Source organism: Pararhodobacter zhoushanensis, assembly GCF_003990445.1.
Classification (GTDB): domain Bacteria; phylum Pseudomonadota; class Alphaproteobacteria; order Rhodobacterales; family Rhodobacteraceae; genus Pararhodobacter; species Pararhodobacter zhoushanensis.
Map to the genome: position 1 here is coordinate 589419 of NZ_REEZ01000001.1, position 24259 is coordinate 613677.

Annotated in this window: 25 protein-coding genes and 1 tRNA gene; 14 read left to right on the forward strand and 12 right to left on the reverse strand. The window is 65.5% G+C overall.

Going from position 1 to position 24259, the window contains the following annotated elements; all coding sequences use genetic code 11:
• Positions 1–8: 8 nt before the first annotated feature.
• From EAE28_RS02830 to EAE28_RS02850, 5 genes are read right to left on the reverse strand one after another with little or no spacing between them, the layout of a single operon-like run.
• Entirely contained in the window at positions 9–752 is a 744-nt protein-coding gene (locus EAE28_RS02830; protein ID WP_127104295.1) for an amino acid ABC transporter ATP-binding protein, read from the reverse strand.
• A 25-nt stretch (positions 753–777) separates the two neighbouring features.
• Positions 778–1437: an ectoine/hydroxyectoine ABC transporter permease subunit EhuD gene (gene ehuD / locus EAE28_RS02835; RefSeq protein ID WP_127104296.1), complete on the reverse strand. Its 660-nt coding sequence runs from the start codon at positions 1435–1437 to the stop codon at positions 778–780.
• On the reverse strand, positions 1427–2086 hold the full coding sequence (locus EAE28_RS02840) for an amino acid ABC transporter permease (protein WP_127104297.1): 660 nt from the start codon (positions 2084–2086) through the stop codon (positions 1427–1429). Before EAE28_RS02840 ends, ehuD begins: the two co-directional genes overlap by 11 nt.
• 24 nt (positions 2087–2110) lie before the next feature.
• Positions 2111–2992 carry an ectoine/hydroxyectoine ABC transporter substrate-binding protein EhuB gene (gene ehuB / locus EAE28_RS02845; protein WP_127104298.1) on the reverse strand — a complete coding sequence of 294 codons (882 nt, stop codon included), beginning with the start codon at positions 2990–2992 and terminating at the stop codon, positions 2111–2113.
• 51 nt (positions 2993–3043) lie between these two features.
• Positions 3044–4249 (reverse strand): trans-sulfuration enzyme family protein, encoded by a 1206-nt coding sequence (locus tag EAE28_RS02850; protein ID WP_246022227.1) that lies wholly within the window; start codon positions 4247–4249, stop codon positions 3044–3046.
• Positions 4250–4334: 85 nt separating this feature from the next.
• On the opposite strand from EAE28_RS02850, the gene EAE28_RS02855 reads away from it, so the two are divergent.
• The 6 genes from EAE28_RS02855 to EAE28_RS02880 all read left to right on the forward strand — a co-directional run bounded on the left by EAE28_RS02855 (position 4335) and on the right by EAE28_RS02880 (position 9148).
• A complete protein-coding gene (locus EAE28_RS02855) occupies positions 4335–5225 on the forward strand; it encodes a LysR substrate-binding domain-containing protein (RefSeq protein ID WP_127104299.1) in 891 nt (296 codons plus the stop codon).
• A gap of 104 nt (positions 5226–5329) precedes the next feature.
• Entirely contained in the window at positions 5330–5782 is a 453-nt protein-coding gene (locus EAE28_RS02860) for an Lrp/AsnC family transcriptional regulator (RefSeq protein ID WP_127104300.1), read from the forward strand.
• 3 nt (positions 5783–5785) lie between these two features.
• Positions 5786–6391: a LysE family transporter gene (locus EAE28_RS02865; protein ID WP_127104301.1), complete on the forward strand. Its 606-nt coding sequence runs from the start codon at positions 5786–5788 to the stop codon at positions 6389–6391.
• Positions 6392–6429: 38 nt separating this feature from the next.
• Positions 6430–7128, forward strand: coding sequence for a polysaccharide deacetylase family protein (locus tag EAE28_RS02870; protein WP_127104302.1), 699 nt, complete (start codon positions 6430–6432; stop codon positions 7126–7128).
• A 66-nt stretch (positions 7129–7194) separates the two neighbouring features.
• A complete protein-coding gene (locus tag EAE28_RS02875; protein WP_127104303.1) occupies positions 7195–8328 on the forward strand; it encodes an aminotransferase class V-fold PLP-dependent enzyme in 1134 nt (377 codons plus the stop codon).
• Between the two features lies 1 nt (position 8329).
• Positions 8330–9148 carry a DMT family transporter gene (locus tag EAE28_RS02880; RefSeq protein ID WP_127104304.1) on the forward strand — a complete coding sequence of 273 codons (819 nt, stop codon included), beginning with the start codon at positions 8330–8332 and terminating at the stop codon, positions 9146–9148.
• A gap of 160 nt (positions 9149–9308) precedes the next feature.
• Here the strand turns inward: EAE28_RS02880 and dddP are convergent, their stop codons facing one another.
• Positions 9309–10643: a dimethylsulfonioproprionate lyase DddP gene (gene dddP, locus EAE28_RS02885; RefSeq protein WP_127104305.1), complete on the reverse strand. Its 1335-nt coding sequence runs from the start codon at positions 10641–10643 to the stop codon at positions 9309–9311.
• An 82-nt stretch (positions 10644–10725) separates the two neighbouring features.
• Here dddP and EAE28_RS02890 point away from each other — a divergent pair, with 82 nt between their 5' ends.
• The gene (locus EAE28_RS02890) at positions 10726–11505 is read left to right on the forward strand and encodes a heme-dependent oxidative N-demethylase family protein (RefSeq protein WP_246022234.1); all 780 of its coding nucleotides are present in this window, start codon (positions 10726–10728) and stop codon (positions 11503–11505) included.
• Here the strand turns inward: EAE28_RS02890 and EAE28_RS02895 are convergent.
• From EAE28_RS02895 to EAE28_RS02910, 4 genes are all read right to left on the reverse strand, one after another.
• Entirely contained in the window at positions 11502–12302 is an 801-nt protein-coding gene (locus EAE28_RS02895) for a hypothetical protein (protein WP_127104306.1), read from the reverse strand. The two genes, EAE28_RS02890 and EAE28_RS02895, sit on opposite strands and share 4 nt — an antisense overlap.
• 114 nt (positions 12303–12416) lie before the next feature.
• Entirely contained in the window at positions 12417–12842 is a 426-nt protein-coding gene (locus EAE28_RS02900) for a hypothetical protein (RefSeq protein WP_127104307.1), read from the reverse strand.
• Between the two features lie 121 nt (positions 12843–12963).
• On the reverse strand, positions 12964–14370 hold the full coding sequence (gene glnA / locus EAE28_RS02905; protein ID WP_127104308.1) for a type I glutamate--ammonia ligase: 1407 nt from the start codon (positions 14368–14370) through the stop codon (positions 12964–12966).
• A gap of 33 nt (positions 14371–14403) precedes the next feature.
• Positions 14404–14742, reverse strand: a complete 339-nt coding sequence (locus EAE28_RS02910) for a P-II family nitrogen regulator (protein ID WP_127104309.1) — start codon at positions 14740–14742, stop codon at positions 14404–14406.
• A gap of 184 nt (positions 14743–14926) precedes the next feature.
• On the opposite strand from EAE28_RS02910, the gene EAE28_RS02915 reads away from it, so the two are divergent.
• Entirely contained in the window at positions 14927–16456 is a 1530-nt protein-coding gene (locus tag EAE28_RS02915; RefSeq protein WP_127104310.1) for an NAD(P)H-hydrate dehydratase, read from the forward strand.
• Positions 16457–16478: 22 nt separating this feature from the next.
• On the opposite strand, the gene EAE28_RS02920 is transcribed toward EAE28_RS02915, so the two are convergent.
• A complete protein-coding gene (locus EAE28_RS02920) occupies positions 16479–16991 on the reverse strand; it encodes a Hint domain-containing protein (protein ID WP_127104311.1) in 513 nt (170 codons plus the stop codon).
• A 147-nt stretch (positions 16992–17138) separates the two neighbouring features.
• On the opposite strand from EAE28_RS02920, the gene EAE28_RS02925 reads away from it, so the two are divergent.
• From EAE28_RS02925 to EAE28_RS02935, 3 genes are all read left to right on the forward strand, one after another.
• Positions 17139–17222 (forward strand) — tRNA-Leu (locus EAE28_RS02925).
• A 296-nt stretch (positions 17223–17518) separates the two neighbouring features.
• Positions 17519–18142 (forward strand): hypothetical protein, encoded by a 624-nt coding sequence (locus EAE28_RS02930; protein ID WP_127104312.1) that lies wholly within the window; start codon positions 17519–17521, stop codon positions 18140–18142.
• A 59-nt stretch (positions 18143–18201) separates the two neighbouring features.
• Positions 18202–18822: a hypothetical protein gene (locus EAE28_RS02935; protein ID WP_127104313.1), complete on the forward strand. Its 621-nt coding sequence runs from the start codon at positions 18202–18204 to the stop codon at positions 18820–18822.
• Between the two features lie 72 nt (positions 18823–18894).
• On the opposite strand, the gene EAE28_RS02940 is transcribed toward EAE28_RS02935, so the two are convergent.
• Entirely contained in the window at positions 18895–19587 is a 693-nt protein-coding gene (locus EAE28_RS02940) for an outer membrane protein (RefSeq protein WP_127104314.1), read from the reverse strand.
• 573 nt (positions 19588–20160) lie between these two features.
• Here EAE28_RS02940 and EAE28_RS02945 point away from each other — a divergent pair.
• The 3 genes from EAE28_RS02945 to EAE28_RS02955 all read left to right on the forward strand — a co-directional run bounded on the left by EAE28_RS02945 (position 20161) and on the right by EAE28_RS02955 (position 24210).
• A complete protein-coding gene (locus EAE28_RS02945) occupies positions 20161–20502 on the forward strand; it encodes a lysozyme inhibitor LprI family protein (protein WP_127104315.1) in 342 nt (113 codons plus the stop codon).
• A 232-nt stretch (positions 20503–20734) separates the two neighbouring features.
• The gene (locus EAE28_RS02950; RefSeq protein WP_246022236.1) at positions 20735–21928 is read left to right on the forward strand and encodes a GAF domain-containing sensor histidine kinase; all 1194 of its coding nucleotides are present in this window, start codon (positions 20735–20737) and stop codon (positions 21926–21928) included.
• Between the two features lie 386 nt (positions 21929–22314).
• Complete coding sequence (locus EAE28_RS02955; protein WP_127104317.1) at positions 22315–24210, forward strand: heavy metal translocating P-type ATPase; 1896 nt, start codon at positions 22315–22317, stop codon at positions 24208–24210.
• Positions 24211–24259: the final 49 nt, after the last annotated feature.

Genomic DNA, 24259 nt, shown 5'->3' on the forward strand with positions numbered 1-24259 from the left:
CGCGCCTTTCACAGGATTTGCCCGAGAAACAAGCGCGTCCGCTCGTTCTGCGGGGAGTTGAAGAAGTCTTCGGGCGGCGCGGCTTCGACGATCTCGCCCCGGTCCATGAACACCACCCGGTCAGCCACCTTGCGCGCAAAGCCCATCTCATGCGTCACGCAGATCATCGTCATCTGACCCTGCGCAAGGTCGATCATGACATCGAGCACTTCCTTGATCATTTCGGGATCCAGCGCCGAGGTCGGCTCGTCGAACAGGATCACCTGCGGGTTCATGCACAGCGCCCGCGCGATGGCGACGCGCTGCTGCTGGCCGCCTGACAACTGGCTGGGAAACTTGTCAGCCTGCTCGGGGATGCGCACGCGCGCAAGGTAATGATGCGCGATCTCTTCGGCCTTGGCGCGCGGCATCTTGCGGGCACGGGTCAGCGCCAGCGTGCAGTTGCGCAACACGGTCAGGTGCGGGAACAGGTTGAAGTGCTGGAACACCATCCCGACCTCGCGCCGCAGTTCCGGCAGGCGGGTGCCGTGCGCGCCGATCTCGGCCCCGTCGACGATGATCTTGCCCCCGTCGTGCCGCTCAAGCTGGTTGATGCAGCGGATCAGCGTGGACTTGCCCGACCCCGATGGCCCGCAGATCACCACGCGCTCGCCCTTGGCGACGGTGAGCGAGACGTTGGTCAGCGCCTGAAACGTCCCGTATTTCTTGGTCACGCCCTGCAGCGAGACGGCGGGGATCACAGTTTCGGTCATTGCTCTCACTTTCAATACGCGGCGCTCAGCGTTTGGCCGAGGCGAGCAGGCGCAGTTCCAGCCACCGGACGCCCTGCCCGATCGCGACGGCCAGCACCAGGAAGATCGCGCCGACCACCAGCATGGGTTCGGCATAGCGGAAGGTTCGCGAGCCGATATCCAGCGCCGAGCCCAGCATCTCGGGCACCGCGATGACCGCCAGATACGGCGTCGCCTTGAGGATCGACACAAAGTAGTTGCCCATCGGTGCCGCGATGTTGCGCAGCATCTGCGGGGCGATGACAAAGGCGATGACATCGAGCCGGGTCAGGCCGATGGCCTTGGCCGCCTCGGTCTGCCCGCGCGGGATGGCATCAATCCCGGCCTTGAACACTTCGGCCAGATAGCCGCTGTAATAGACGCTCAATCCGATCACGCCGACGACCAGCGCAGGCAGCACGACGCCCCAGAACGGCAACACGAAGTACAAGAAATAGAGCTGCACCAGTACCGGAGTCGAGCGGATCGCGTCGATGACAAAGCGCATGAGCAGCCCCATCACGCGGCTGGTGCGGCGCAATACCTCGAACACGAACCCCAGGATCGACGCGCCGAGCGCGCTGGCCACCGTGACCCAAAGCGTGGTGAACAAGCCCTTGAGAATGAAGGGCAGTGTCGAGAGTGCGAAATCGACATCAAAGGTCATGAAGCCCCCTTGCGGGCGTTGAGACCCGCCGCTCCAGCATCCGTCCCAGAATGGTCGCGGGATAACAGACGATGAAATAGGCCACGAGCAGGCCGGTATAGGTGCCAACCGGGTCATAGCTCAGCTGCGACAGCTCTTTGGCGCGAAAGGTCATGTCGGTCAGGGTGATCAGCGACACCAGCGCAGTCCCTTTGACGAGCTGGATGAACTGGTTGACGAAGCTGGGCAGCATGGCGGTGAAGGCCTGCGGCAGCTCAACCAGCCCCAGCACCTCCCAGCGCCTGAGGCCGAGCGCGAGCCCGGCCTCAACTTGTCCCTTGTCGAGCGATTGCAGGGCTGCCCGCACGGCCTGGCTGCCATAGCCACCGATGTTGAGCCCCAGCGCCATCGCCCCGACCGTCATCCCCGACAGGGTGAGGCCGAAGCTGGGCAGCGTGTAATACATCACAAACAAGGTGATGATCACCGGCGACGAGCGCCAGAACTCGATCACGGCGGTAACGGCAAGCCGGGCCCACCCGCGCGTGAAGTGCTGCAGGATGCCAGCGCCAAAGGCGAAGGGCACGGCGTAGAGCATGCCGTAGAACGTCACGGTAGCGGTGACGCCGAACCCCTCAAAGATGCCCGCAAGGATGTTTGGGAAGGTCACGAAGCCTGTCCTTCAACGACGACGTCAGTTGGCGGCGCAGATATCAGCCGTGGTCCGCGACGGCGGCATTTCAGCCGGGCCGAAGCCATAGCGGCCCATGATTTCTTCCAGCGTTCCGTCCTCGATCATGACGGACAGCTGCGCGTTATAGGCGTCGCGCAGCGCGGTATCCTCGGGCCGGAAGGCGATGGCGGTATACATCGCCGCCGGGGTGCCGTCAGCCCGCATCAGGCCCTCAAACGGCTCAGCGCGCTCGAGTCCGCGCTCGGCCAGGTTGGGATCAGCCAGAAGCGAGATCACCGAGGGCGACGACAGCGTCGCCGCCTGTGCCCGTCCGGCCAGCAGCGCCGAGACCAGATCGTTGGTTTCGGGCAGTTGCAGCATCTGATCCTCGGGTACGCCGGCTTCCATCGCGTTGCGCGAGTTCAGCGTGCCCCGGCCCCCGGCCAGTATCAGATCCGGGTTCTGGACGAAATCGGCGTAGGAGTGGATGTTATGCGGGTTGCCCTGCTCGACCAGCAGCCCGTCGCCGATGGACAGATCCGGCTCGCTGAAGATTACCTGCTCGCACCGCTCAGGCGTGATGGCGATCCCCGAGGCGATCATGTCGAAACGGTTGGCGCTGAGGCCGGGGATCAGCGCGCCGAAATCCGAGATAACGAATTCAATGTTCTCGACACCCAGATGCGAGAAGGCGGCCCGCACCAGATCAGGGTGATAGCCGGTGGCCTCGCCGTCGGTGCCGCGAAAGCCCCAGGGCGCACGGTTGTGAATGCCGATGACCAGCGTGTCCGAAGACAGGCGCTCGGTCAGGGCAGTATCGGCCATGGCAGGCGCGGCAAATCCGCTGGCAAGCGCGGCGCTGCACAGGGTGGCGGCAAGAAAGTTGCGTCGGGTCTGGGTCATCTGGACGTCCTGTCTGTTGGGAGGGGGGTTGGCTGTCGGCCAGGTTTGTTTTTATTCAGCGTCACGCGCTGTTTCTTCGAGTGCTGCGAACAACCGCTCGAGGTCCGCCATCAGATCGGCTTCATTTTCGAGCCCGATACTGACGCGCAGATAGGTTTCGGGTGCGCCTGCACGCGGCAGGCTGCGGTCCCCGGAGATGTTCATCGGCGCCAGCAGGCTGCGTGTGCCGCCCCATGAGGCACCGATCACGAAATGGTCCAACGTATCCAGCGCCCGCATCAGCCGCGCTTCCGCCTCGGCGGTCAGGACGATGCTGAACACGGCGCTTGAGCCGGTGAAATCGCGTTTCCACAGCGCGTGGCCCGGGCAGTCGGGCAGCGCGGGGTGCAGGACATGCGTCACGGCGGCGCGGGTCTGCATCCACTGCGCCACCCGCAGGGCAACCGCCGAGGCATGCTGCATGCGAATGCTCATCGTCTGCATACCGCGCAGCACCAGCGAGCAATCATCCGGCGACACGCCGATGCCCAAACGCCCCAGCGACCGGCGCAACTGGTGGCCCATCTCGACCGACGCGGTGGTGATCGAGCCCATCAGCACATCGGAATGGCCCGAGAAATACTTGGTCAGCGCCTCGACCACCAGATCGGCACCATGGGCGATGGGTTTGAAATTGAGCGGCGTCGCCCATGTATTGTCGCAGCCCACCAGCGCGCCATGCGCATGCGCCAGATCGGCAATGGCGGCGAAATCCTGCAATTCCATCGTGGTCGAGCCGGGCGATTCCAGCCACACCAGTCGCGTCTGGTCGTCGAGCCGCGCCCGCAGATCATCCAGCGAACCGGGATCGTAGAAGTCAGTCACGATCCCCATCCGCGCCAGATCCTGACGGGCAAAATCACGCGCGGGGGGATAGATCGTGTCGGGCATCAGGATCTTCTGCCCCGCCTGAACCAAGGTCAGCATTGCCACCGAAATCCCGGCCTGCCCCGACGGCACCAGCACGGTCCGCGCGCCGCCTTCCAGCGCGGTGATCTGGCCTTCCAGCGACCGCGTGGTCGGCGTACCGCCCAGCCCATAGCTGTAGCCATCCGGCCCGCGCAGGCGGCGGTTCTGATAGCCCTCGGCATCGGCGAAGGGGATCGTGCTGGCGCGGTAGACCGGCACCGCCAGCGTGTCAAAGCCAGTCATATCGGCCTCAGGCGGGGTCACGCAAAGCGTCTGGTCGTGCATGGCATCCTCGGGACTCGTCTTCATAGCCCCGGTTTTACGGCGTTGCGATCTATTCCGTCCAATACTAAGATCTGATTACTCCATTCTCTCAGGTTATGGATTCCTTGCCGTGAACCAACGACAGATCGAGATTTTCCACACCATCATGACCGCCGGCACGGTGTCACGGGCCGCCGATCTGCTGCGCATCTCGCAACCTGCCGCGTCCAAGGCGATCATCGAGCTTGAGCGCAGCATCGGCTTTGCGCTGTTCGAGCGGATCAAGGGCCGCATGGTTCCCACCGCCGAAGGGCAGATGCTGCACCGAGAGGTCGAAGCCTGCTTCATCGGCCTGTCGCGGCTCAACTCTGCTGCCGCGCGGATCCGCGATTTCGGCGCGGGCGAGATTCGCATCGCCTGCCTGTCAGCCTATAGCACCACCATCGCGCCGCTGGCGCTGGCCGCCTTTCACCGCGCGTACCCCGAGGTCGCGATCACCATGCAGACGCATATGTCGTCCGTTGTGCGTGATCTGGTTGTGGCCGGGCAATTCGACTTTGGCCTTGCTGCCGACGAAATCGACCTGAGCGGCGTCGATGCGCGGTCCTTCGTGACCAAATGCGCGATGGTTGGTCTGCCCAAGGGGCACCCGCTGTGCGCGTTGGAGTCGATCACGCCAAAGGATCTGGACGGGCAGGAATTCGTTGCGCTGGCCGCAGAAGACACCACCCGGCAAGAGGCCGACGCGATCCTGCGCGCCGCCGGATCGACACCGCGGATCGTGTTCGAGACGCCCTATTCCTCGACCGTGTGTGCGATGATCGCGGCGGGGATCGGCTGCGGCTTTGTCAATCCGCTCACCGCCGAGCTGTATCGCGGCACCCAGATCGAACTGCGCCCCTTTGTGCCCGCGATCCACTTCCGCACGCTGTTGTTGACCGCGCCGCAGACCCGCCCCTCACGGATTGTCAAAGCCTGCATTGATGCCTTCGAAGAGGTCGCGCGCCAGCAGACCGGCTGATCGGGTGCCTTGAAGGTGCGGGCTTTCCCTAGCGTGACGCTCCAAGCTGACCCAGCCATGAATTTACCTTGCGAATCGCCAGCCTCTCAACAAATATTGCGGTCATGGATGACATTGACCGCACAATCATCAGCCTTCTGAGCCAAGATGCCCGCCGCGCGCTTTCGGATATCGGCGCGCATGTTGGCCTGTCGCCCTCGGCCGTGAACGAACGTCTGCGCCGCCTTGTGGCCAGTGGTGCGATCCAGCGGTTCACCGTCGCGGTTGAGGCGCAGGCGCTGGATCTGCCCATCCTCGCCTTTGTCTGGATCGCCCTGTCCGAGCGCGCCGACGAGGCCGCTTTCCGCGCCCATGCCGCCGCCGATCCGCAGATCGAGGAGTGCCATCATGTCACTGGTGAGTGGTCCTATCTGGTCAAGATGCGCACAGGGTCGCTGGCCGATCTTGAGACGTTTCTGGCGGGACTGAAACAGCAGGGATTTCTGGGTCGCTCGCAAACGGTGCTGGCGCTGTCCTCCCCGGTGCCGGGGGTCTTTGTGCCGCCCTGCGCGGGCTGAAGCATGTTGTTCTTCAAAGCGATTCTTTTGGGCTTCGCCGTGGCCATCCCGCTCGGCCCCATTGGCGCGCTATGCATCGCGCGCACGCTGCAAATGGGCTTCGCCGCCGGGTTTGCCGGGGGCGTCGGCACCGCGCTGGCCGATGCGACCTACGCCGCCTTCGCCGCTTTCGGCTTTGCCGCTCTGGCCAGTGTGCTGGATGGTGGCGCGGGCTGGGTGCGCATCCTTGGCGGCCTGTTGCTGATCGGCCTGGGGATACGCGGCTGGCTGAGTGGTGGCGGCCAAGCAACGCCCGCCACAGCCAATGCCCGCACCCTGATCACCACCGCGGCGGCGACCTATGCGCTGACCATCGCCAATCCGGCAACGATCCTGTCCTTTGTGGCGATGTTCGCCGGGCTGGGGCTGGCCGAAGACGCCAGCGCCAGCAGCGCGGCGTTGGCCGTGACCGGTGTGTTCCTTGGGTCGCTGATGTGGTGGGCGATCCTGTCGGGCGGTGTGGCGCTGACTCGCAGCCGCCTGCCCGCAGGGTTCGGTCGCGTCGTTGCGCGGCTCTCGGCGCTGATGCTGATCGGCCTCGGCGGCTGGGCGCTCATCCCCGCGCTCTAGGCTGGACTGAGCCTGCCCCCGGGGCGCAGGCTGCACGGATGCGACGCCTGCTTGCCCTGATCGTGATCCTGACGCTGGGCGCCGCCGCGCTCTGGTTCTTGTCGCAGGCGCGCAACTTTCAGCTGTTCGGGACGGTGATTGCCCGCGTCGAGACCGCGCAACCGCTGATCGCCCTGACCTTCGACGGCGGGCCACAACCCGGCCAGACCGAGGCCCTGCTCGGCATCCTGTCCGGGCGCGGAGTACGGGCGACTTTCTTTGTCACCGGACGCGCGGTTGTCGCGCACCCGCACCTGGCCGCGACGCTGGTTGCGGCGGGCCATGAACTGGGCAACCAGTCCTTTGGCGACACCCCCCTGCTGCTGGTGCGACCGGCCTTTGTCGAAGACACGCTGGCCCGCACCGATGCCGCGATCCGGGCCGCCGGATTTACCGGGCCGATCCTGTTTCGCCCGCCGCAGGGACGACGCCTGTTTGTGCTGCCGTGGGTGCTGGCCCAACAGGGCCGCACGACCGTGATGTGGGATATTGCCCCCGATCAGGACCCCAACGCCGGCGCTGAACGCATCGTGCGCGCGGCACTCGACGCGGCTCGGCCCGGCTCGATCCTGCGCCTGCACGCGATGGCCCCCGACCGCACCGCCACCCGCGCAGCCCTGCCCGGGATCATCGACGGGCTGCGCGCTCGCGGCTTCCGTCTTGTCACGGTCGCTGCGCTGATCGCCGCGACGCCGTGACGCGCCACGTTGCGCCGGGGGGCCGCCCGGCCTAAGTTGGCGCGCAAATCAAACACGGAGAACCCGATGCCCGCGCTTCATGATGCCATCGACCAAGGCGGACTCGAGGAATTCTCGGTCGTCTTCACCGACCGGTCCCTGAACCATATGTCCCAGCGTTTTCAGGGTGTCATGCGTGACATCTCGGGCATGCTGAAAGAGGTCTACAACGGCACTGCTGTGGCGCTGGTGCCCGGTGGCGGCACCTTCGCGATGGAATCGGTTGCCCGCCAGTTCGCGCGGGGCAAATGCCTTGTCGTACGCAACGGGCTGTTCTCGTTCCGCTGGAGCGCGATCTTTGACGCGGGCGATCTGAACGACGGCACCGAGGTGATGATGGCCCGCCCCGGTGGCAATGGCCCGCAGGCGGCCTATGCCCCGGCCCCGATCGCCGAGGTCACCGCCAAGATCCGCGCCGAAGCCCCGCAGGCTGTCTTCGCGCCGCATGTGGAAACCTCGGCCGGGATGATCCTGCCCGACGACTATATCAAGGCGCTGGCCGATGCGGCGCATGATATCGGCGCGCTGATGGTGCTTGATTGCATCGCCTCGGGCGCGGCCTGGGTCGATATGAAAGCGCTCGGTGTCGACGTGCTGGTTTCCGCCCCGCAAAAGGGTTGGAGCGCCTCGCCGTCCGCCGGGATCGTGGTCATGGGCCCGCGCGCCGAGGCGCGTCTGGCCGAGACCACCTCGGACAGTTTCGCGCTGGACCTGAAGAAATGGCGCGCGATCATGAAGGCCTATGAGGACGGTGGCCACGCCTATCACGCCACCCTGCCGACCGACGCGCTGGCCGGTCTGCGCGATGCGATGCTGGAAACCAAGGCACTGGGCTTCGAGGCCGCGAAGAAGGCACAATGCGCGCTTGGCAAAGGCGCGCGGGCGCTGCTGGCCGCCTATGGCCACCCGCCGCTGGCCGCAGAGGGTTTCGGCGCGCCGGGCGTCGTGGTGTGCTTTACCGAGCGGCCTGAGTTGCAGAACGGCTCGGCCTTTGCCGCCGCCGGGTATCAGATCGCGGCGGGCGTGCCGCTGATGGTTGGCGAGGGTGACGGGTTCCGCACCTTCCGCATCGGCCTTTTTGGTCTGGACAAGCTCAAGGACGTGCCGGGTACGCTGTCGCGACTCGATGCGGCATTGAAAGCCGTGGAAGTCACTGCCTGACATGCGCCTGCTCGCGCTCAGCGCGCTGGTGATGGTAGCCTTCGCCGCCAACTCGCTGCTAAACCGCGCCGCGGTTGGCGGCGGGCTGATCGAGGCCCTGCCCTTCGCGCTGATCCGCGTGACGGCGGGCGCATTGGTGCTGGCGGTTTTGGCGCGGGCGCGACCGGGGCGGACGAACCTGCTCCCGGCAGTCTGGCTGACGCTGTATCTGGTCGGCTTTTCCTTGGCTTACCGGGCGCTGGACAGCGGCATCGGCGCGCTGATCCTGTTCGCGGGCGTGCAGGTAACGATGCTGGCCGGTGCCGTGATGGGGGGCGAACAGCCGCCCGCGCGCCGATTCTGGGGCGCGGGGCTGGCGCTGGCCGGGCTGGCCGGGCTGCTGTTGCCGGGCGCTGATGCGGTTCCCGCCCTTCCCCCCGCCCTGCTGATGGGCGCCGCCGCGCTTGGATGGGGCCTCTATTCCCTCGCCGGTCGCCGCGCTGCCGATCCGCTTCAGGCGACGGCGGCGAATTTCTTGCTGGCGACGCCGATGGTCGCGCTGGCCTGCCTCCCTGCTGGTCTGGGCAGCATCGCCCCGATGGGCTGGGTGCTGGCAATCGTGTCGGGCGCCGTAACCTCAGGTCTGGGGTACGCGCTGTGGTACGCAGTGCTGCCGCAGCTCGGTGCCGCCCGAGCTGCTGCCGCACAACTGACGGTGCCGGTGATCGCGCTGGCGGCGGGTGCCATGCTGCTGGGCGAGCGGCTGAGCAGCGGTGCGCTTGTCGCCTGCGTGGTGGTCCTGGCCGGGGTCGCCCTGGCCACCCTGCCACGCCGACGGTGATCGGTGGCGGACCGGGCAAGGGGGGCCTTGCCCCCCTCTTGGCCTGACGGCCAATTCACCCCCCAGGATATTTAAGGACAGATGATCATGCGCCATTTTCTGTCTTCAACTATCCTCCAGGAGGGTTCGGGAGGATGGAAAATCCTCCCGGTTCCGCGGCTTACCCCAGCAGAGCAGCGTCAAGCGGATAGCGCGTCAGGTTGTCAAAACCGGTCTCGGTGATCAGCACCTGATCTTCCAGCTTGATCGAGAAATCCCCGCCTTCAGGCGAGACCAGCGCCTCGACGCAGAGCACCATGCCCGGCTCCAGGGCGACGTCGAAGGCTCCCTCAACCCAACCATCGGGATAGGGTACATAGGGCCATTCATCGCACAACCCGACGCCATGCATCTTGCACGAGTATTTCTGCGCCCAGAACTCGGGCGCGAGCGGGTGGCCGCTGTGGACCAGTTCCTTGATCGTCACACCTGGCTTGAGCATCGCCATATTCTGCGCGATGTGATCAACGGCGTGGTGCATGGCCGAGACCATGGCATTGGTCGGTCTCCCTTCGCCGATCCACCAGGTACGCGAGATGTCGATGCAAAAGCCGTATGCCCCGATCAGATCGGTGTCGAAGGCGACGATCTCATCGGGCTGAATGATCCGCGGCCCGCATTCCTGAAACCAGGGATTGGTGCGCGGACCCGAGGCGAGAAGGCGGGTTTCAATCCATTCACCGCCGCGCCGGATGTTGGATTTGTGCAGTTCAGCCCACACGTCATCCTCGGACACGCCGCCTTTAGGGATTTCGGTTCGGGCAAAATGTTCCATTTCTGCGATTGAAGCCTCGCACGCGTGGCTCGCGCAGCGCATGGCGAGAATCTCGTCGGGGCCTTTGATCGCGCGGGCGCGTTCGGTGACTTCCTCGCCCTCATGAATCTCGAAGCCGGCGCGTTCCAGCGCCTTGAGCCCGAGGATCTGGATCTTGTCGATCGCCAGCCGCTTGTTCTCCCCGGCATGAGCGCGCAGCACCTCGGTGATCTGCCCCGCAAAGCCGTTGGCCGCGTCGCCCCCCTTGTCGCCGGTCACCGCGTAGAAAAACGACGCCCCGTGGCGCAGTTCCTTCACCAGCGGGTTGAAGTCGACCAGAAACGGCGCGTTCTTGTATTCCCAGACCACCATGTGCCCGTTGGCGCAGACCATGCAGGCGCGAAACGGGTTGTGGCTGTTCCACAGCTGCATGTTGGTGGTGTCGGTGGCGTATCGGATATTGAGCGGATCAAACAGTAAAAGCCCGGCCAGATCGCGCGCTTGTATCGCCTGCACCAGCCGGGACAGCCGGTACTCGCGCATCCTGGCCAGGTCGGGCAAGGTCAGGCCGGCAGCCTCCCATTCGCGGAAGGACAGTTGGGTCGGGCCGATCTCGACCCGGTCATTGTCATTGGCGCTGCCGTCGCCCAGCTCTGCGCCGCGGGTTGGGTCAATCTTGCGCCGGTCTGCGTAGTGGTCCATCGTCTGCCCCCGAAATCCCTGCCCAGCCTTGCGCAGGGTTTATGGACAGTCTTGTCCAAAAGCGACTTGGGGAAAGGCCACAATGGCGATTTTGCACGATGCCTTGCCGTTCAAGACCTGGATGGACCCGCGCCTGAGCCGCCTGCCCGGCATTCAGCCCCTCGATCCCGAGGACTGGTTGCGCGTTGACGAGGTGTACGCGCAGCAGATGGCCGAGCGCGAACGCCTGCTCGCCGAGCGACCCTGCGCGGTGATGGCCGCCCTGCCCGGTTCGGAAGCGGCGGTCGATGAGCTGTTCGAAGCCGTCACGGCGCGGCTGCCCGCCTTGGGGTTTACGGCACAGAGCGATGGTTGGCGCTGCCCGGACGGACGGTTTGTCGCGTGCGAGGGAGCGCCGCTGGCGGTGCTGGGCAGGTTGGTGCAAGAGGATCTGGTGCTGTTGCAGGATGGCCCCGACGGGCATCATGTGATGACGGCCGCCGTGCTCTGCTTTCCCGCCAGCTGGACGCTGAGCGAAAAGATCGGGCGCGGCTTGCCCGGCATTCACACGCCGGTCTCGTCCTATGATACCAACCTTGGGAAGCGGGTTCAGCGCCTGTTTGATCTGATCCGGCCAGAACAACCGCTGTGGCGCGGCAATGTGCTCGATTACATCGATCCGGCGTTGTTTCAGCCGCGACGCGAAGCCGAGAAGCGGGCGCCCGATACCGAGCGGCGTGGCTATATCCGCAGCGAGCGGCAGGTCCTGATGCGGTTGCAACGGACGCGGGCGGTGCTGTTTGCCATCCACACCTATCAGGTGCGCCGCGAGACGCTGACCCCGGTCGAAGAAGCCGCCTTTGACGCGCGCCATCGCGGCTAAGCACGGCCCGCCCAGAAGCGGCGCTTTGGCGGTGGCTCTGGCCCGTCGCCCTGACGCAGCGCGACGGCAAGCCTTTCGCTTTGGCGGTCAAGCTGCGGCACCACGGGCGGGCGCGTCGATGGCTTGCCAAAAAGCCGCCCGAGGCTGCGTTTATCATGGCGATCCGCGCGGGTCAGCAGGGCGGCTTCCGGCGGCGGTTGTTCGGCGCTCGGTTCCCGTTCGGTGCCGGGACGCGGCAGGCTGAGCCGGTCCGGCGACGGCGCGGTCAGCGGCGCAGAGAGGTCGCCCTGAGCGATCAGTACAGCGGCGTCGGCGCGGCGGAATTCGTCAAGGCTGAGCACCAGGCCCCCCGGCTGCCAGATCAGCAACGAGGGCGTCGCCGCCTCAAGCACCGACAACAGGCAATGGCGGCCTTCATGCACCAGCAAACGCTCGCCCTCGTCCAGATCGGCCAGAGGAGCGCCCCGGCGGCGCAGCAGGAACCCCATCGCACGGCTATGGGTGCGCAAGGCGCGACCCAGATGGACGCGGGCGAAATCGGGCGCGTCGCCGATGGCGGGCCGCAGCAGGCCGTGCATCGCGCTGGCGGGTAGCGGATCAGGCGCGACGGTTACCACCATCTCATACGGCTCTGCGCGCAGGCGCAGGGTGCTGGAGGTCAGCTTGAGGCCGACAATGCGCCGCCCCTCGGCGCGCAGATCATCCAGCAGGTACTGCATGGCCAGCACGAGGTCCGGCTCACTGTCCCGCGCATCAAAGAGCAGCGTTGCCCCGGCGATGCCTGTCCCTTTGCGCATAATGCCCTTTCACCGCTGCGCTGACTTGGCCGCGCAGAGGGCAAGGATACCAGAGGCCCGGCCCGCAAGCGCGCCGGAAGTCTGAACAATTTTGCACGACTTTGACCGAAGAAATCAGAAAGGAAACGCAATGCCCATCGCGGCGAACCAAGCGCGCAGCTCGGCGGTGATCTGCTCGAACGCATCGGTCTGGTTCAGCACGATGAAACCAAACACCCCCAGAAAGAACACGGTCCGCAAGATCCCGGCGGCGCGGGATGAACCCGAGGACGTCGCGCCGACCGGTGTGGCGCGGGACGGCGTGCTGCCCCAGGGCGCGGTCGCCTGAACCGGGCTGGACGGGGTGGCGGTGCTGGCGCGCTGTCCCCGGCCCAGCGGCGCGGTAACCATTTCGGCCAGACGCGCGGCGCGTCCACGGGCGGGCTCGACCGCGTCATAGCGCGTGTTATGCGTCATCGACGGCGGGTCGAGCAGGTAATTCTTGCTCAGATACGGCCGGTTGTCGGGATGACGCACATCGAGGGGGTGGTACTTGGTCATAGCCCGTCCTTGCAGAGACCCGACACCATGAGGGTCCGGCGCAACTGTAGTCTATATCCGCCCGTCCCCAAACGGAAAAGGGGCGCCCTTATGGGCGCCCCTCAAAACCGTGATCCTCAGATCAGCAGCTGTAGTACATCGCGTATTCGATCGGGTGCGGGGTGTGCTCGAAAGAGTAAACCTCGTCCCATTTCAGCGCCATGTAGCCTTCCAGCTGGCCTTTGGTGAACACGCCGCCTGCGAGCAGGTAGTCGTGATCTTTTTCCAGCTCTTCCAGGGCTTCGCGCAGCGAGCCGCAGACGGTCGGGATGGCAGCCAGTTCTTCGGGCGGCAGGTCGTACAGATCCTTGTCCGAGGCTTCGCCCGGGTGGATCTTGTTCTTGATGCCGTCAAGCCCAGCCATCAGCAGAGCGGCGAAGGCCAGATAGGGGTTCGCTGCCGGATCGGGGAAGCGGGCTTCGACGCGCTTGGCTTTGGGCGATTCCGTCCACGGGATGCGAACGCAGCCCGAGCGGTTGCGGGCCGAATACGCGCGCAGAACGGGGGCTTCGAAGCCCGGGATCAGGCGCTTGTAGCTGTTGGTCGACGGGTTGGTCAGCGCGTTCAGCGACTTGGCGTGCTTGAGGATACCACCGATGAAATACAGCGCTTCCACCGACAGATCCGCATACTGGTCGCCCGCGAACAGCGGCTTGCCGTCTTTCCAGATCGACATGTTCACGTGCATGCCCGAGCCGTTGTCACCCTTCATCGGCTTGGGCATGAAGGTCGCGGTCTTGCCGTAAGCAGCGGCCACGTTGTGAATGATGTATTTGTATTTCTGGATGTTGTCGGCTTGCTCGCACAGGCCGCCAAAGATCATGCCCAGTTCGTGCTGGCAGGTCGCGACCTCGTGGTGGTGCTTGTCGACCTTCATGCCGATCGACTTCATCGTCGACAGCATTTCCGACCGGATGTCCTGCGCTTCGTCCACCGGGTTGACCGGGAAATAGCCGCCCTTATGCGCGGCGCGGTGTGCAAGGTTGCCGCTCTCGAACTCGGCATCCGTGTTCCAGGCCGCTGCATCAGCGTCGATCTGGAAGGCCACTTTCTGCGGGGTGACCGAATAGCGCACGTCGTCGAACAGGAAGAACTCGGCTTCCGGGCCGAAGAACGCTTCATCGCCGATACCCGACGACTTCAGATAGGCCTCGGCGCGCTTGGCGGTCTGGCGCGGGCAGCGGTCATAGGACTCGCCGGTGTCCGGCTCGACCACGTCGCAGTGCAGCGCGATGGTTTTCTCGGCATAGAACGGGTCGATGTAGACACTGGTGGTGTCCGGCATCAGTTTCATGTCCGACTGATCGATGGATTTCCAGCCGGCGATCGACGAGCCGTCGAACATGAAGCCTTCTTCGAGGAAATCCTCATCGACCAGATCCGACACGACCGTGACGTGTTGCAGCTTTCCGCGCGGATCGGTGAAGCGGATGTCCACATACTCGACCTGCTCGTCGCTGATCAGTTTGAGAACCGTTTCAACGCTCATATTTGTCCCCTGATTGTAGTGTAAAGTTTAGGCTCAGACCGCGTCGTCGCCGGTTTCACCGGTACGAATGCGGATCACCTGTTCGACGGGTGAAACGAAAATCTTGCCATCGCCGATCTTGTCGGTCCGCGCGGCGGCAATGATCGCTTCGATCGCGGGATCAACCATATCGTCGGTCAGCACCACTTCGATCTTAACCTTGGGCAGAAAATCGACGACGTATTCAGCGCCGCGATAGAGTTCCGTGTGCCCCTTCTGGCGTCCGAAGCCCTTGACCTCGATCACCGACAGCCCCTGAATACCGATTTCCTGAAGGGCTTCCTTCACTTCATCCAGTTTGAAGGGCTTGATGATAGCTTCGATCTTTTTCATGCGCGGACGCTCCCTCCGGGTTCGGGCTCGCAACCCTCAGACCACGTTCCCGCCAAGGCGACAATCCGCTAGCCTGCCGGGCTACGGCTTTTCCACCATTCGCGGCGGAAATCCCCCTATATCGCACATTATTTGTGCAAATGTACTATAGTTTAGGCTTCAACTGAATGCAAACGGGGCGGACGTGACCGAATTAGTAACATCTGCACAAATGCGCGCCATAGAAACGGCTGCGATTGAGTCGGCGGCGGTGAGCGGTCTGACCCTGATGGAACGCGCCGCCGGGGGGGTCGTTGCCGCCCTTCTGACCCGCTGGCCGGGAGCGCAAAGCGGCTGCGTGCTCTGCGGGCCGGGTAACAACGGCGGCGACGGGTTCGCAGTTGCGCGGCTGCTGGCGGCACGGGGCTGGACGGTGCGGGTTCTGGCGGCCGCAGGCGCGGACCGGACGCCCCCTGACGCCGCGTGGAACGCGCGGGCATGGAAAGGGCCGGTTGCGCCTCTGACGGTTGAGGCGTTGGCAGAGGGGCCGCAGGCGGATGTCTTCATCGACGCGGTGTTCGGCACTGGCTTGTCGCGGCCGCTCGAGGGCGAACTGGCGCGGGTCATGGCAGCGCTTGCGGGAGTATCCGAACGGTTGGTGGCCGTCGACGCCCCCTCAGGCCTGTGCCTGGACAGCGGGCGCAGCCTGATCCCCGGCGGCACTCCGGCCCGTGCGGCGCTCACCGTCACCTTCGGCTGGCGCAAGCCGGGTCATGTGCTGGCCCTGGGACCAGAGCTGTGCGGCGACGTGGTAACCGTGGATATCGGCGTGGGCGCATGGCGAAAGGTTGCGGGTGGGACGGTCAGCCTCGTCACCCCCACCGACCCCGCCTTTGCGCAGCTCGACAAAACCACCGCCGCGCACAAGTTCACCCATGGCCACGCGTTGATCCTGAGCGGCGGCATGGGCCGTACCGGTGCTGCCCGTCTCTCTGCCCGTGCCGCGCTGCGCATCGGGGCCGGTTTGGTGACACTCGGTGTGCCGGGCTCGGCGATGATGGAGGTCGCCGCGCAGATCACCGCGCTTATGCTGCGCCGGATCGATGGCCCCGAGACACTGGCGGAAGCGTTGGCAGACGCACGCATCACCGCGCTCTGCCTCGGCCCCGGTCTGGGGATCGAGCGCGCGGCGGCGCTGATGGACGTGTTGCGGGAAGGCGGGGTGAAACCCCGCCGTACGGTGGTGGACGCGGATGCGCTGACCGCCTTGGGTCCGGTCAGCGGCACCCTGCCCGAAGACTGGGTGCTGACCCCGCATGGCGGCGAATTCGCCCGGTTGTTTCCCGATCTGGCGGCGCGTCTGGGCGCCGAACCGGTCAACGGCCCCGCCTTCTCGCGCCTCGACGCTGCGCGGCAGGCGGCGGTGCGCGCGGGCTGCGTGGTGGTGCTCAAAGGCCCCGATACGGTCATCGCCGCGCCCGATGGCCGCTGCGCGGTCCACGCCGCCAGCGGTGCTCAGGCTGCGCCGTGGCTGGCAACGGCGGGATCGGGGGATGTTCTGGCGGGGATCGTCACCGGCCTGCTGGCCCGGGGCTTTGCCCCCTACGCTGCCGCCTGCACCGGCGCGTGGCTGCACGCCGCCGCCGCTCGGCACGTCGGACCGGGCCTGATCGCCGAGGATCTGCCCGAAGCCCTGCCTGCGGTGCTGAGTAGCGTAATCGGCCCCACCGGGTAGGGTGCGCTTGAGCGCACCGTCTTCAGTGCAGGTAGCGCTCGACCCCGGCTACGGGCGCGCGGGTGCTCGCACTGGCGACCTCGATCCCGTCGGCCCGGATCACCTGGGGTGTGTCGAAATGCAGCCGGATCAGGTGCACGGCGGCGCGCGTCTCCCGGCGCACCAGCAGATCGTCCACCAGAGACGAGGCCGGCGTCAGCATCTGCGTCTGCCCGTGCAGGATCATCGCCCGCCAGTCACTGACCAGCACCTGCTGATCCACCGGCACCACCAGCGCCCGCCCCTGCCCGACCGCCGCGACCGGCGCGCCCGGCTCGATCACCACGACATCCACATCCCGCGCCGCCAGCACCGAGGTGCCGCGCAGCTCGACCAGACCGTCGGCCGTCTCGATGAGATCCCCCGCCAGCAGAAACTCCACCGGCATCTCGCCATCCCGCGTCCGAACCAACGTTCCCGGCACCAACCCGGTCGGACGCGACCGGCGCGTGGCAAGCGGAAGCGGCGACAGCTGGGGCGTGATGGATGACAACATGGATGACTTCCTCTGACAAAAACGCGATGCTCTATATTGTTTCCATTTTGGCACCAATCAGGGCAAAATTATGACCTGCCCGGCGCATTTTGACGGCGATTCCCCCTCGCGCTCGGGGCCATGGCTTGCTAGAAGCCGCCTTGGCTTGCGGGTGTGGCGGAATTGGTAGACGCACCAGATTTAGGTTCTGACGCCTTTGGCGTGGGGGTTCGAGTCCCTTCACCCGCACCACTTTGACTACCCATTTTTCGCGACACACCGCAGCAACAACCGGTGGCCGGATGGACATGTTTTCCCGTTAGTTTCCAGCCCTCACGTCCTGTCACTGTTCCGTCCTCGGCGCAGCTGAGCGGCATTGCAGCGCCAGCCCCGGATCGCCAAGACCCGTTCCAATGGCTTCGCGCCCTGCCTTCTCGCGGACCCGCAGAGCTGCTTCCTGTCCCTTCCCAGATCTGCCGCAGATCGCAAGCGCCTTGTCATGCGTGGCAGGGCTTGCCACCATGCCCGCCCAGATTGACGGAGACACCATGCCCCATTTCCTGCCGACCCGAGCCCCTCGCCTCGTCGCCCAAAGCCTCATCCTTGCCCTTACCGCGACCACTGCCTTTGGCGGCACCATGGCCGATGTCAGCGCCCTGTGTTTCGACCGCAGCCGTGACGGTCTCGGGATCCGCGCCACGCTTGAGCAAGAGGGCTGGCACCAAGCCGTGGTCGATCGCGACGGCCGCTACACGGACCTCGCCACCGCGCTGGTGCTCGAGATCACCGACGAGGGTGCCGATCTTGACGAGCGCTTCGCGCGCGCCCCCCAGTTGGCGGGGAATTTTGAGCAAATGGTCCTCTCTGGTGCGGCGCGTGTCTATGAAAAGGACGCAGCACTTCTGTTTGTGGCGATGCGCCCCTTGCTCGAGGGTGGCGAACAGGTGACCTGCATTCTCGGCATGCCGCGCGACCCCGAGACAGACGCGCTGATGGAGCAGCACGGCGGGGCACAGGACGATGCCGACACCGGCCAGCTGAGCCGCCGGGTGATCGAGGACGACGATGCAGGCACCCGGTCGATGCGCCTTTGGTCGCGGCTTACGCACGAGCCGTCGCCGACGCCGCTGACCGACCTGTTCTACATGGAACGCCTGACGCCCCAGGGTTGAGCGGGGCGCACTGCCAGCCCCTTCCGTCATTGCTGCCGGTTCACGCAAGAAGGATAAAGATGAAAACGCATACGCTTTTGCTCGCCGCTGCCCTGTGCCTCGGCCCTCTGCCCGCCGCCGCGCAGATCACCGTAACCGCCGCGCCCGAGGTTTCGGCCCTGATGGCCGATTGCACGCCGACGACAGCGCAGGGCGCAGAGATTATCGACGGTCTCTACGCGCGCGGGTGGGTCGAGCCCGACACCGCCGAGCGTCGCGCCGCTCTCACGACACTCGCCGCGGCGCATCTGTGGTCTTTCCTGCCGGACCGCACGCCCGAGGCGCAGATCGAGCTTCTCGACTCGCTGACCGCCGCGGTCGAACGCACGCTCGACAGCGGCGGCACGCTGTTGATCAAGGGCAATGAACGCGCGTTGATCCTGTGGGACGGCGACAGCCTTTCGTGCCTGTGGGCCGGGCCACAAACTCAGGCCATCGATACGCTCGCGGTCCAGCTCGGCGGCCCGCTGCCGGCGAGCGAGGGTGCCACGACGCGCGCCATCAACCAGCGGCTCGAGGCCGGGGGCCGGAACTGGCAACGCCGCATGGCCGTCGGACGCACACCCGTCACGGCGCTGCCGCCCGTGGCCGTCGCGCAGGCCATCACAGACGCCGCACGGCTGGATCGATCACCTGAGTGAACGGCGCGCCAAGCGGTATGCGGATAATGCGCTGTCGCGGCACAATCGTCAGCGACCGTGCCGGCGACGCGCTCAGTTAAAGTACCAGTTCAGCCGCAGGCTGACGACAGACGCATCGCCATCAATACGCAGCTGTTCCGCGAAGCCAATCTGCGAGACAGTCCCCGCTTCTTCGCTCGAGCCAAAGCGCGTGTTGCGATAATTGACGCCAATCGACATCTGGTCGTTCACTTTATAATCCACGCCAAGCCCAAGAACGAGCCCCGGCCGCGAGGACGCCAGATCAAGCGTGCAAGGCCCCATGGAGCAATACGGCGCACGATTGGTGACCTGGCGATCAGCCCATGCCAAACCAGCTTCGGCATAAACCAGCCAATTACCGGTCGCCTGACCAATCTGCCCGGTGACCGTCAGCATTGGGCCGAACTGGGTCTGAAAAGTTTCGCCGGATGTGTAGGGATTCTCGGCGAGGCGATCATGGCCAAGCTCGGTAACACCGATTTCCCAGCCAAGCACCAGACCATTGTCCCGCTGAAAACGCTGGCCGACGTGCAACCCGTAGCTTGTGCCGTTTTCGGCGGCGGAATAGCCAGCATTCGGCGGCACGAACAGGCTTGTGCCCATGGCCGTCCAATCGACGTCGCTCTCCGCGTAACCCGCGCTCAGGCCTGCGTAAGTGCCTGACCAGTCCTGCGCAGAGACAGGGGCCGCGACGCATAGCAGGGCGCAAGCGGCGACGGCGACGGGGCGACTGGGAACAGGCATAGACGTCTCCAAATGGACAATTGATTCGTTGCGACAGGCAATGCAAGACGCGCGAAACCTAGACAAAGAAGGGAGAAAAGGACAACCGATAATATTTCTCGGCCATAAATGCCCCAAATTGATATCAAGGGATTAAACCCCCGCCGATCTCAACCACCACAGCAGTCTCCTTCAATCGAGAGGCGTGTTAACGAGGCAAATTGCGGGAACGGTGCCGATAAAACCCGACCCGCCGCAAACGCCTGTGCATTCCAACGAATCAAAACTGGCCCACCCGCCCCTTTCTGCACGCAAATATCGTCAGGACCAAAACGCGCGCGTTGAGGGCACGTCGGTCAGGATAAGTGCCCCTCCCCTCTCTCAGCGCGAGCGCGGGGTGTGACAGGACCTCATGCTGACAGCCAGCCCTTTGGGAGCACGGTCGCTCGGCTGCCTGCTGTCCGGCGGCCCTCGCTGCACCCCACCGGCCAAAGGCTAGCGTCACGACGCCAATGGACAGCCGCCAGCACCATGGACCGCTCTGCGGCGTCGTGTATCCTTCGCGCGGGCACCCCGCCCGATTGGAGCACACCCATGCGGAGCTTTTTGAGCGCTCTTACCTGTCTTGCCCTGCTGCTGCCCGGCGCGGTGCAGGCGGCCAGTTTTGACTGCACGCTGACCACGCTCACCCCCAACGAACAGGTGATCTGCCAGAACCGCGACCTCAACGATCTCGATGTCGAGATGGCCACCATGTACCGGCTGCTCTCGGGCCTGTTCGCAATGGGCATGCGCGGCGCAATGCACGACGATCAGAGTGCCTGGTTGCACGAGCGTATGGCCTGCGGCGCCAATGCTGCCTGCATCCGCGACGCCTACACCCGGCGCATTCGGGCGTTGCAGGCGGTCTACGACGGCATCGACCGCCCGATCTGAGGCAACGATGCGCTGTCAGCGCCTTTCGAACCGGTCCGCAGCAGGGCGCGCCCGGAAACAAAGCGTGGCACAAACCGCACAGTTTCGGCTCTTGCAACAGCGCAGCGGGAACCCGTTGAGCCGGGTTCCCTTGACGCGCCCCAAATCGCGCTACCATTAGGTCAACACTACTGTCCCTTAGGAAGCGATCTCGTTGCGTACTTACCCTATCCCCTTTAACGAAGAAGCCCGTTTGCGGTCTGTTTTCGCCGTACCCGGCCTCGGGTCGGACAATGACGCCTTGTTCGAGGCGATCTGCGAAGCCACCCGAAAGCTGCTGGATTGCCCCGTAGCGCATATCAGCATCCTTGAAGACGATACCCAATGGTACAAATGCGTCGTCGGCATGGATCTTAACCGCATGCCGCGGGAAATGAGCTTTTGCGCTTATACGGTCATGACCAGCGATCCGCTCGTTGTCCCCGACCTGTCCGCCGATCCCCGCTTCAAGCGTCACCCGATGGTGGCTCCGGGCGGTCCGCAGGCCCGGTTTTACGCCGGTGTGCCGCTGGTTCTGACCTCGGGCCAGCGGCTGGGCAGTCTCTGTGCGCTCGATCTCAAGCCGCATGAAAGCCCCTCCGAAGCCCCGATCGCCATCCTCGCCGATCTGGGACGGGCCGTTGTCGCAGCACTGGAAGCGGCCCCGCCGCAGCCCGCTGCCCTTACCGAGGATCTGTCGGCCAAGCAGGCCTTCATTGCCCTGATCGGCCATGAACTGCGTACACCGCTGACCATCCTGTTTGGCAGCCTGCGCCTGCTCGAAATGCACGAAGGCGAGCCCGCGAACCCACGCCTGACCCATGCCGCGCGCAAATCCGTCGAACATCTGATGGCACTGGTCGAGACGATCATCCATTTCAGTGATGCCACGACGGGCGAGGTGCAGCTGAACGAGCAACTGTGTGACCTGTCCGAGCTGTTCGCGGCCATCGAGGGCATGACGCTGCCGGGTGCCTCGGGTGCTTTGAAAACCATTAAGCGCGATCCGGATTCCGTGTCACTGCGTGTTCAGCTTGATCCCGACCATATGAAAACCGCCCTGAATGCCATGGCGCTGAACGCCATCAACCACGGCGGCGACCAGATCAGCGTCGGTGCGCAGCTGGATGACGACGGTAATCTTGAGCTGTGGGTCTCCGACAACGGGCGGCTGGAAGATCACGTCGATCTGGCGCGGCTCTATGAGCCCTTCGTGGTGGGCGGCGCCATCAAGAACCGTGACACGCGCGGCGGTCTGGGGCTGGGCTTGCCGCTGACCCGCAAGCTGGTCGAGCTGCACGGCGGCGACTTTCTGGTACGCACCACCGACACCGGCACGCGCGCGGTCATCCGCCTGCCCGTCTGGCGCACCGAGATCCCCGAACCCGCCACCGCGCGCCGGGCGTGAAACCAACAAAGGCGCGCCCGGCCCCCGGCCGGTCGCGCTCTCAACCGCTCATGATGCGGCGTGGAACTGTCAGGGGCACCTTCACGGCTTCGCGTACCTTTTCGCGAAAGGCCGGATTTACCACACCGCGATACGGGCCGACGATAGCGGCAGCCAGCCGTCCCTCAAGCAAAAGCGCTGATGTACGCACAAGGCCCCCAGCTCGCGACAGTCAGGACAGTCGGCTGACCGCGCGCCACAATCCCAGTCCCCAAATCGTCTTGCGGGTTTTCAGTGGGGAAGCTGCGACGCCGTGCCCGAAGGCCAAGAGCCCACAACGCGTGCTTGGCCCTTGTTTCAGACCGCCCGCCATGCTCTGCCTGCGGCGTGAACCAAGGACGAATGCCATGAAACGCTGGATCGACACGATGGACCTGGCGCTGAGCGCCCTCACGGCGCTGGGGCTGATCGTGGCCGCGCTGGCGCACTGGACACCGATGCCCGACGGGTTTGGCCCGCCCGCCCTGATCCTCGCCTATCTGGCCGGTGGGGTGCCCGCGACGCTGACGGCGGGGCGTGAACTGTGGCGCGCGCGTGTGTTCGACATCGACCTGCTCATGGTCGTCGCCGCGCTGGCCGCGCTCTCGGTCGGGGCCGCGATCGAGGGGGCGGTGCTGCTGACGCTCTTCTCGCTGTCGAACACGCTGGAGCATCGCGCCATGGGCCGCGCCCGCCGCGCGGTCGAGGCGCTGATGGCGCTGCGCCCGGATACGGCCCTGAAGCGCGAAGGCGACGCGCTGCGCGAGGTCGCCGTGGCCTCGCTGATCCCCGGCGACACCGTCGTCCTGCGCCCCGGCGCGCGGGTGCCGGTGGACGGGGTGATTGCCTCGGGCGATGGCGCGCTGGATGAAAGCACGATCACCGGCGAGTCGATGCCCGTTCACAAAGCCGCCGGAGACCCGGTGTTCGAGGCGACGGTCAATCTGGACGGCGTGCTCGATGTGACCGTCTCGCATGGCACAGCCGAGTCAACCGTGGCCCGGATGATCGCGCTGGTCACCGATGCGCAGGCGGCCAAGGCCCCGTCCGAGCGGTTCAGCGCGTGGTTTGGCCAGCGCTATACTGTGGCGGTACTTCTTGGCGCGTCGCTGGCCTTGGGCGTCTTCCTGCTGCTGGGCTGGAGCTGGGACGACGCGCTTTACCGTTCCGCGACGCTGCTGGTGGCGGCCAGTCCCTGCGCCGTGGTGATCTCGGTCCCCGCCGCGATCCTGTCGGCGCTGTCGGCAGCGGCGCGGGGCGGCGTGTTGTTCAAGGGCGGCGCGGCGCTGGAAACCTTGGCCGAGGTGCGCGCTTTTGCGTTCGACAAGACCGGGACGCTGACCACCGGCAAGGCCGAGGTGACAGGGGTTTGGGCGGCGGGCGACGAAGACGCGTTTCTGTCGACTTTGGCAGGGCTTGAGGCGCATTCAGAGCATCCCATTGGCCACGCGTTGCGCGCCGAGATGACGCGGCGCGGATTGACCATCGTCGCGGCGCAAAACGTCCATGCCGCGCCCAGCGAGGGCATTCTGGGCGAGGATGCGCAGGGCGCGCTCTGGGCCGGCAACGCCCGCATGGCGGCGCGGATGGGGGCGGATGTGACCCGGCCTGCGGTCACGGCACTGGCCGACGGCGCACAGACGTTAATCTATGCGGGACGCGGGGCCGAGCTGTTGGGCGCGGTCACGGTGGCCGACCAGCCGCGCCCCAGCTCGCGCGCCGGGCTGGCGGCGCTGCGCGCGGGCGGCATATCCGAGCGCGCGATGATGACCGGTGACCGCAGGGCCGTGGCGCTCAGGATCGGGGCGGATCTGGGGCTGGAACCCGATGAAATCCACGCCGACCTGCTGCCCGCCGACAAGGTGGCGCTGGTCGCCGCGATGGCGGCGCGGGGCAAGGTGGCTTTCGTCGGCGACGGGGTGAATGACGCGGCAGCGCTGGCGCGGGCCGATGTCGGCATCGCGATGGGCGCGGCAGGGTCCGAGGTGGCGTTGCAGGCCGCCGATGTGGCACTGCTGTCCGACGACATGACCCGTCTGGCCGAGGCGCATCGCCTTGCGCGGCGCACGGCGCGGATCGTCAAGCAGAACCTGATCTTCGCGCTGGGGGCGATGGCGGTGCTGGTCACCGGCGGACTTTTCTTCGAACTGCCGCTGCCTCTGGCGGTGATCGGGCATGAGGGCGGGACGGTTCTGGTGGTGCTCAACGGGTTGCGGCTGCTGGGCGATCCGATCCGCGCCGACCGGTCGCACAATCGCCGGTAGAACGTACGTTTTATTGGAAAAATCCCCTCGCCGCGCGGAACTTTTTGCA

Coding starts and splice junctions, on each gene's coding strand:
- EAE28_RS02870 (WP_127104302.1), top strand. CDS start 6,430: ATGCGACGCCTGCTTGCCCTGATCGTGATCCTGACGCTGGGCGCCGCC.
- EAE28_RS02860 (WP_127104300.1), top strand. CDS start 5,330: ATGGATGACATTGACCGCACAATCATCAGCCTTCTGAGCCAAGATGCC.
- dddP (WP_127104305.1), bottom strand. CDS start 10,643: ATGGACCACTACGCAGACCGGCGCAAGATTGACCCAACCCGCGGCGCA.
- EAE28_RS02930 (WP_127104312.1), top strand. CDS start 17,519: ATGCCCCATTTCCTGCCGACCCGAGCCCCTCGCCTCGTCGCCCAAAGC.
- EAE28_RS02935 (WP_127104313.1), top strand. CDS start 18,202: ATGAAAACGCATACGCTTTTGCTCGCCGCTGCCCTGTGCCTCGGCCCT.
- EAE28_RS02830 (WP_127104295.1), bottom strand. CDS start 752: ATGACCGAAACTGTGATCCCCGCCGTCTCGCTGCAGGGCGTGACCAAG.
- EAE28_RS02850 (WP_246022227.1), bottom strand. CDS start 4,249: ATGAAGACGAGTCCCGAGGATGCCATGCACGACCAGACGCTTTGCGTG.
- EAE28_RS02865 (WP_127104301.1), top strand. CDS start 5,786: ATGTTGTTCTTCAAAGCGATTCTTTTGGGCTTCGCCGTGGCCATCCCG.
- EAE28_RS02955 (WP_127104317.1), top strand. CDS start 22,315: ATGAAACGCTGGATCGACACGATGGACCTGGCGCTGAGCGCCCTCACG.
- EAE28_RS02890 (WP_246022234.1), top strand. CDS start 10,726: ATGGCGATTTTGCACGATGCCTTGCCGTTCAAGACCTGGATGGACCCG.
- EAE28_RS02880 (WP_127104304.1), top strand. CDS start 8,330: ATGCGCCTGCTCGCGCTCAGCGCGCTGGTGATGGTAGCCTTCGCCGCC.
- EAE28_RS02900 (WP_127104307.1), bottom strand. CDS start 12,842: ATGACCAAGTACCACCCCCTCGATGTGCGTCATCCCGACAACCGGCCG.
- EAE28_RS02895 (WP_127104306.1), bottom strand. CDS start 12,302: ATGCGCAAAGGGACAGGCATCGCCGGGGCAACGCTGCTCTTTGATGCG.
- EAE28_RS02875 (WP_127104303.1), top strand. CDS start 7,195: ATGCCCGCGCTTCATGATGCCATCGACCAAGGCGGACTCGAGGAATTC.
- glnA (WP_127104308.1), bottom strand. CDS start 14,370: ATGAGCGTTGAAACGGTTCTCAAACTGATCAGCGACGAGCAGGTCGAG.
- EAE28_RS02940 (WP_127104314.1), bottom strand. CDS start 19,587: ATGCCTGTTCCCAGTCGCCCCGTCGCCGTCGCCGCTTGCGCCCTGCTA.
- ehuD (WP_127104296.1), bottom strand. CDS start 1,437: ATGACCTTTGATGTCGATTTCGCACTCTCGACACTGCCCTTCATTCTC.
- EAE28_RS02920 (WP_127104311.1), bottom strand. CDS start 16,991: ATGTTGTCATCCATCACGCCCCAGCTGTCGCCGCTTCCGCTTGCCACG.
- EAE28_RS02910 (WP_127104309.1), bottom strand. CDS start 14,742: ATGAAAAAGATCGAAGCTATCATCAAGCCCTTCAAACTGGATGAAGTG.
- ehuB (WP_127104298.1), bottom strand. CDS start 2,992: ATGACCCAGACCCGACGCAACTTTCTTGCCGCCACCCTGTGCAGCGCC.
- EAE28_RS02945 (WP_127104315.1), top strand. CDS start 20,161: ATGCGGAGCTTTTTGAGCGCTCTTACCTGTCTTGCCCTGCTGCTGCCC.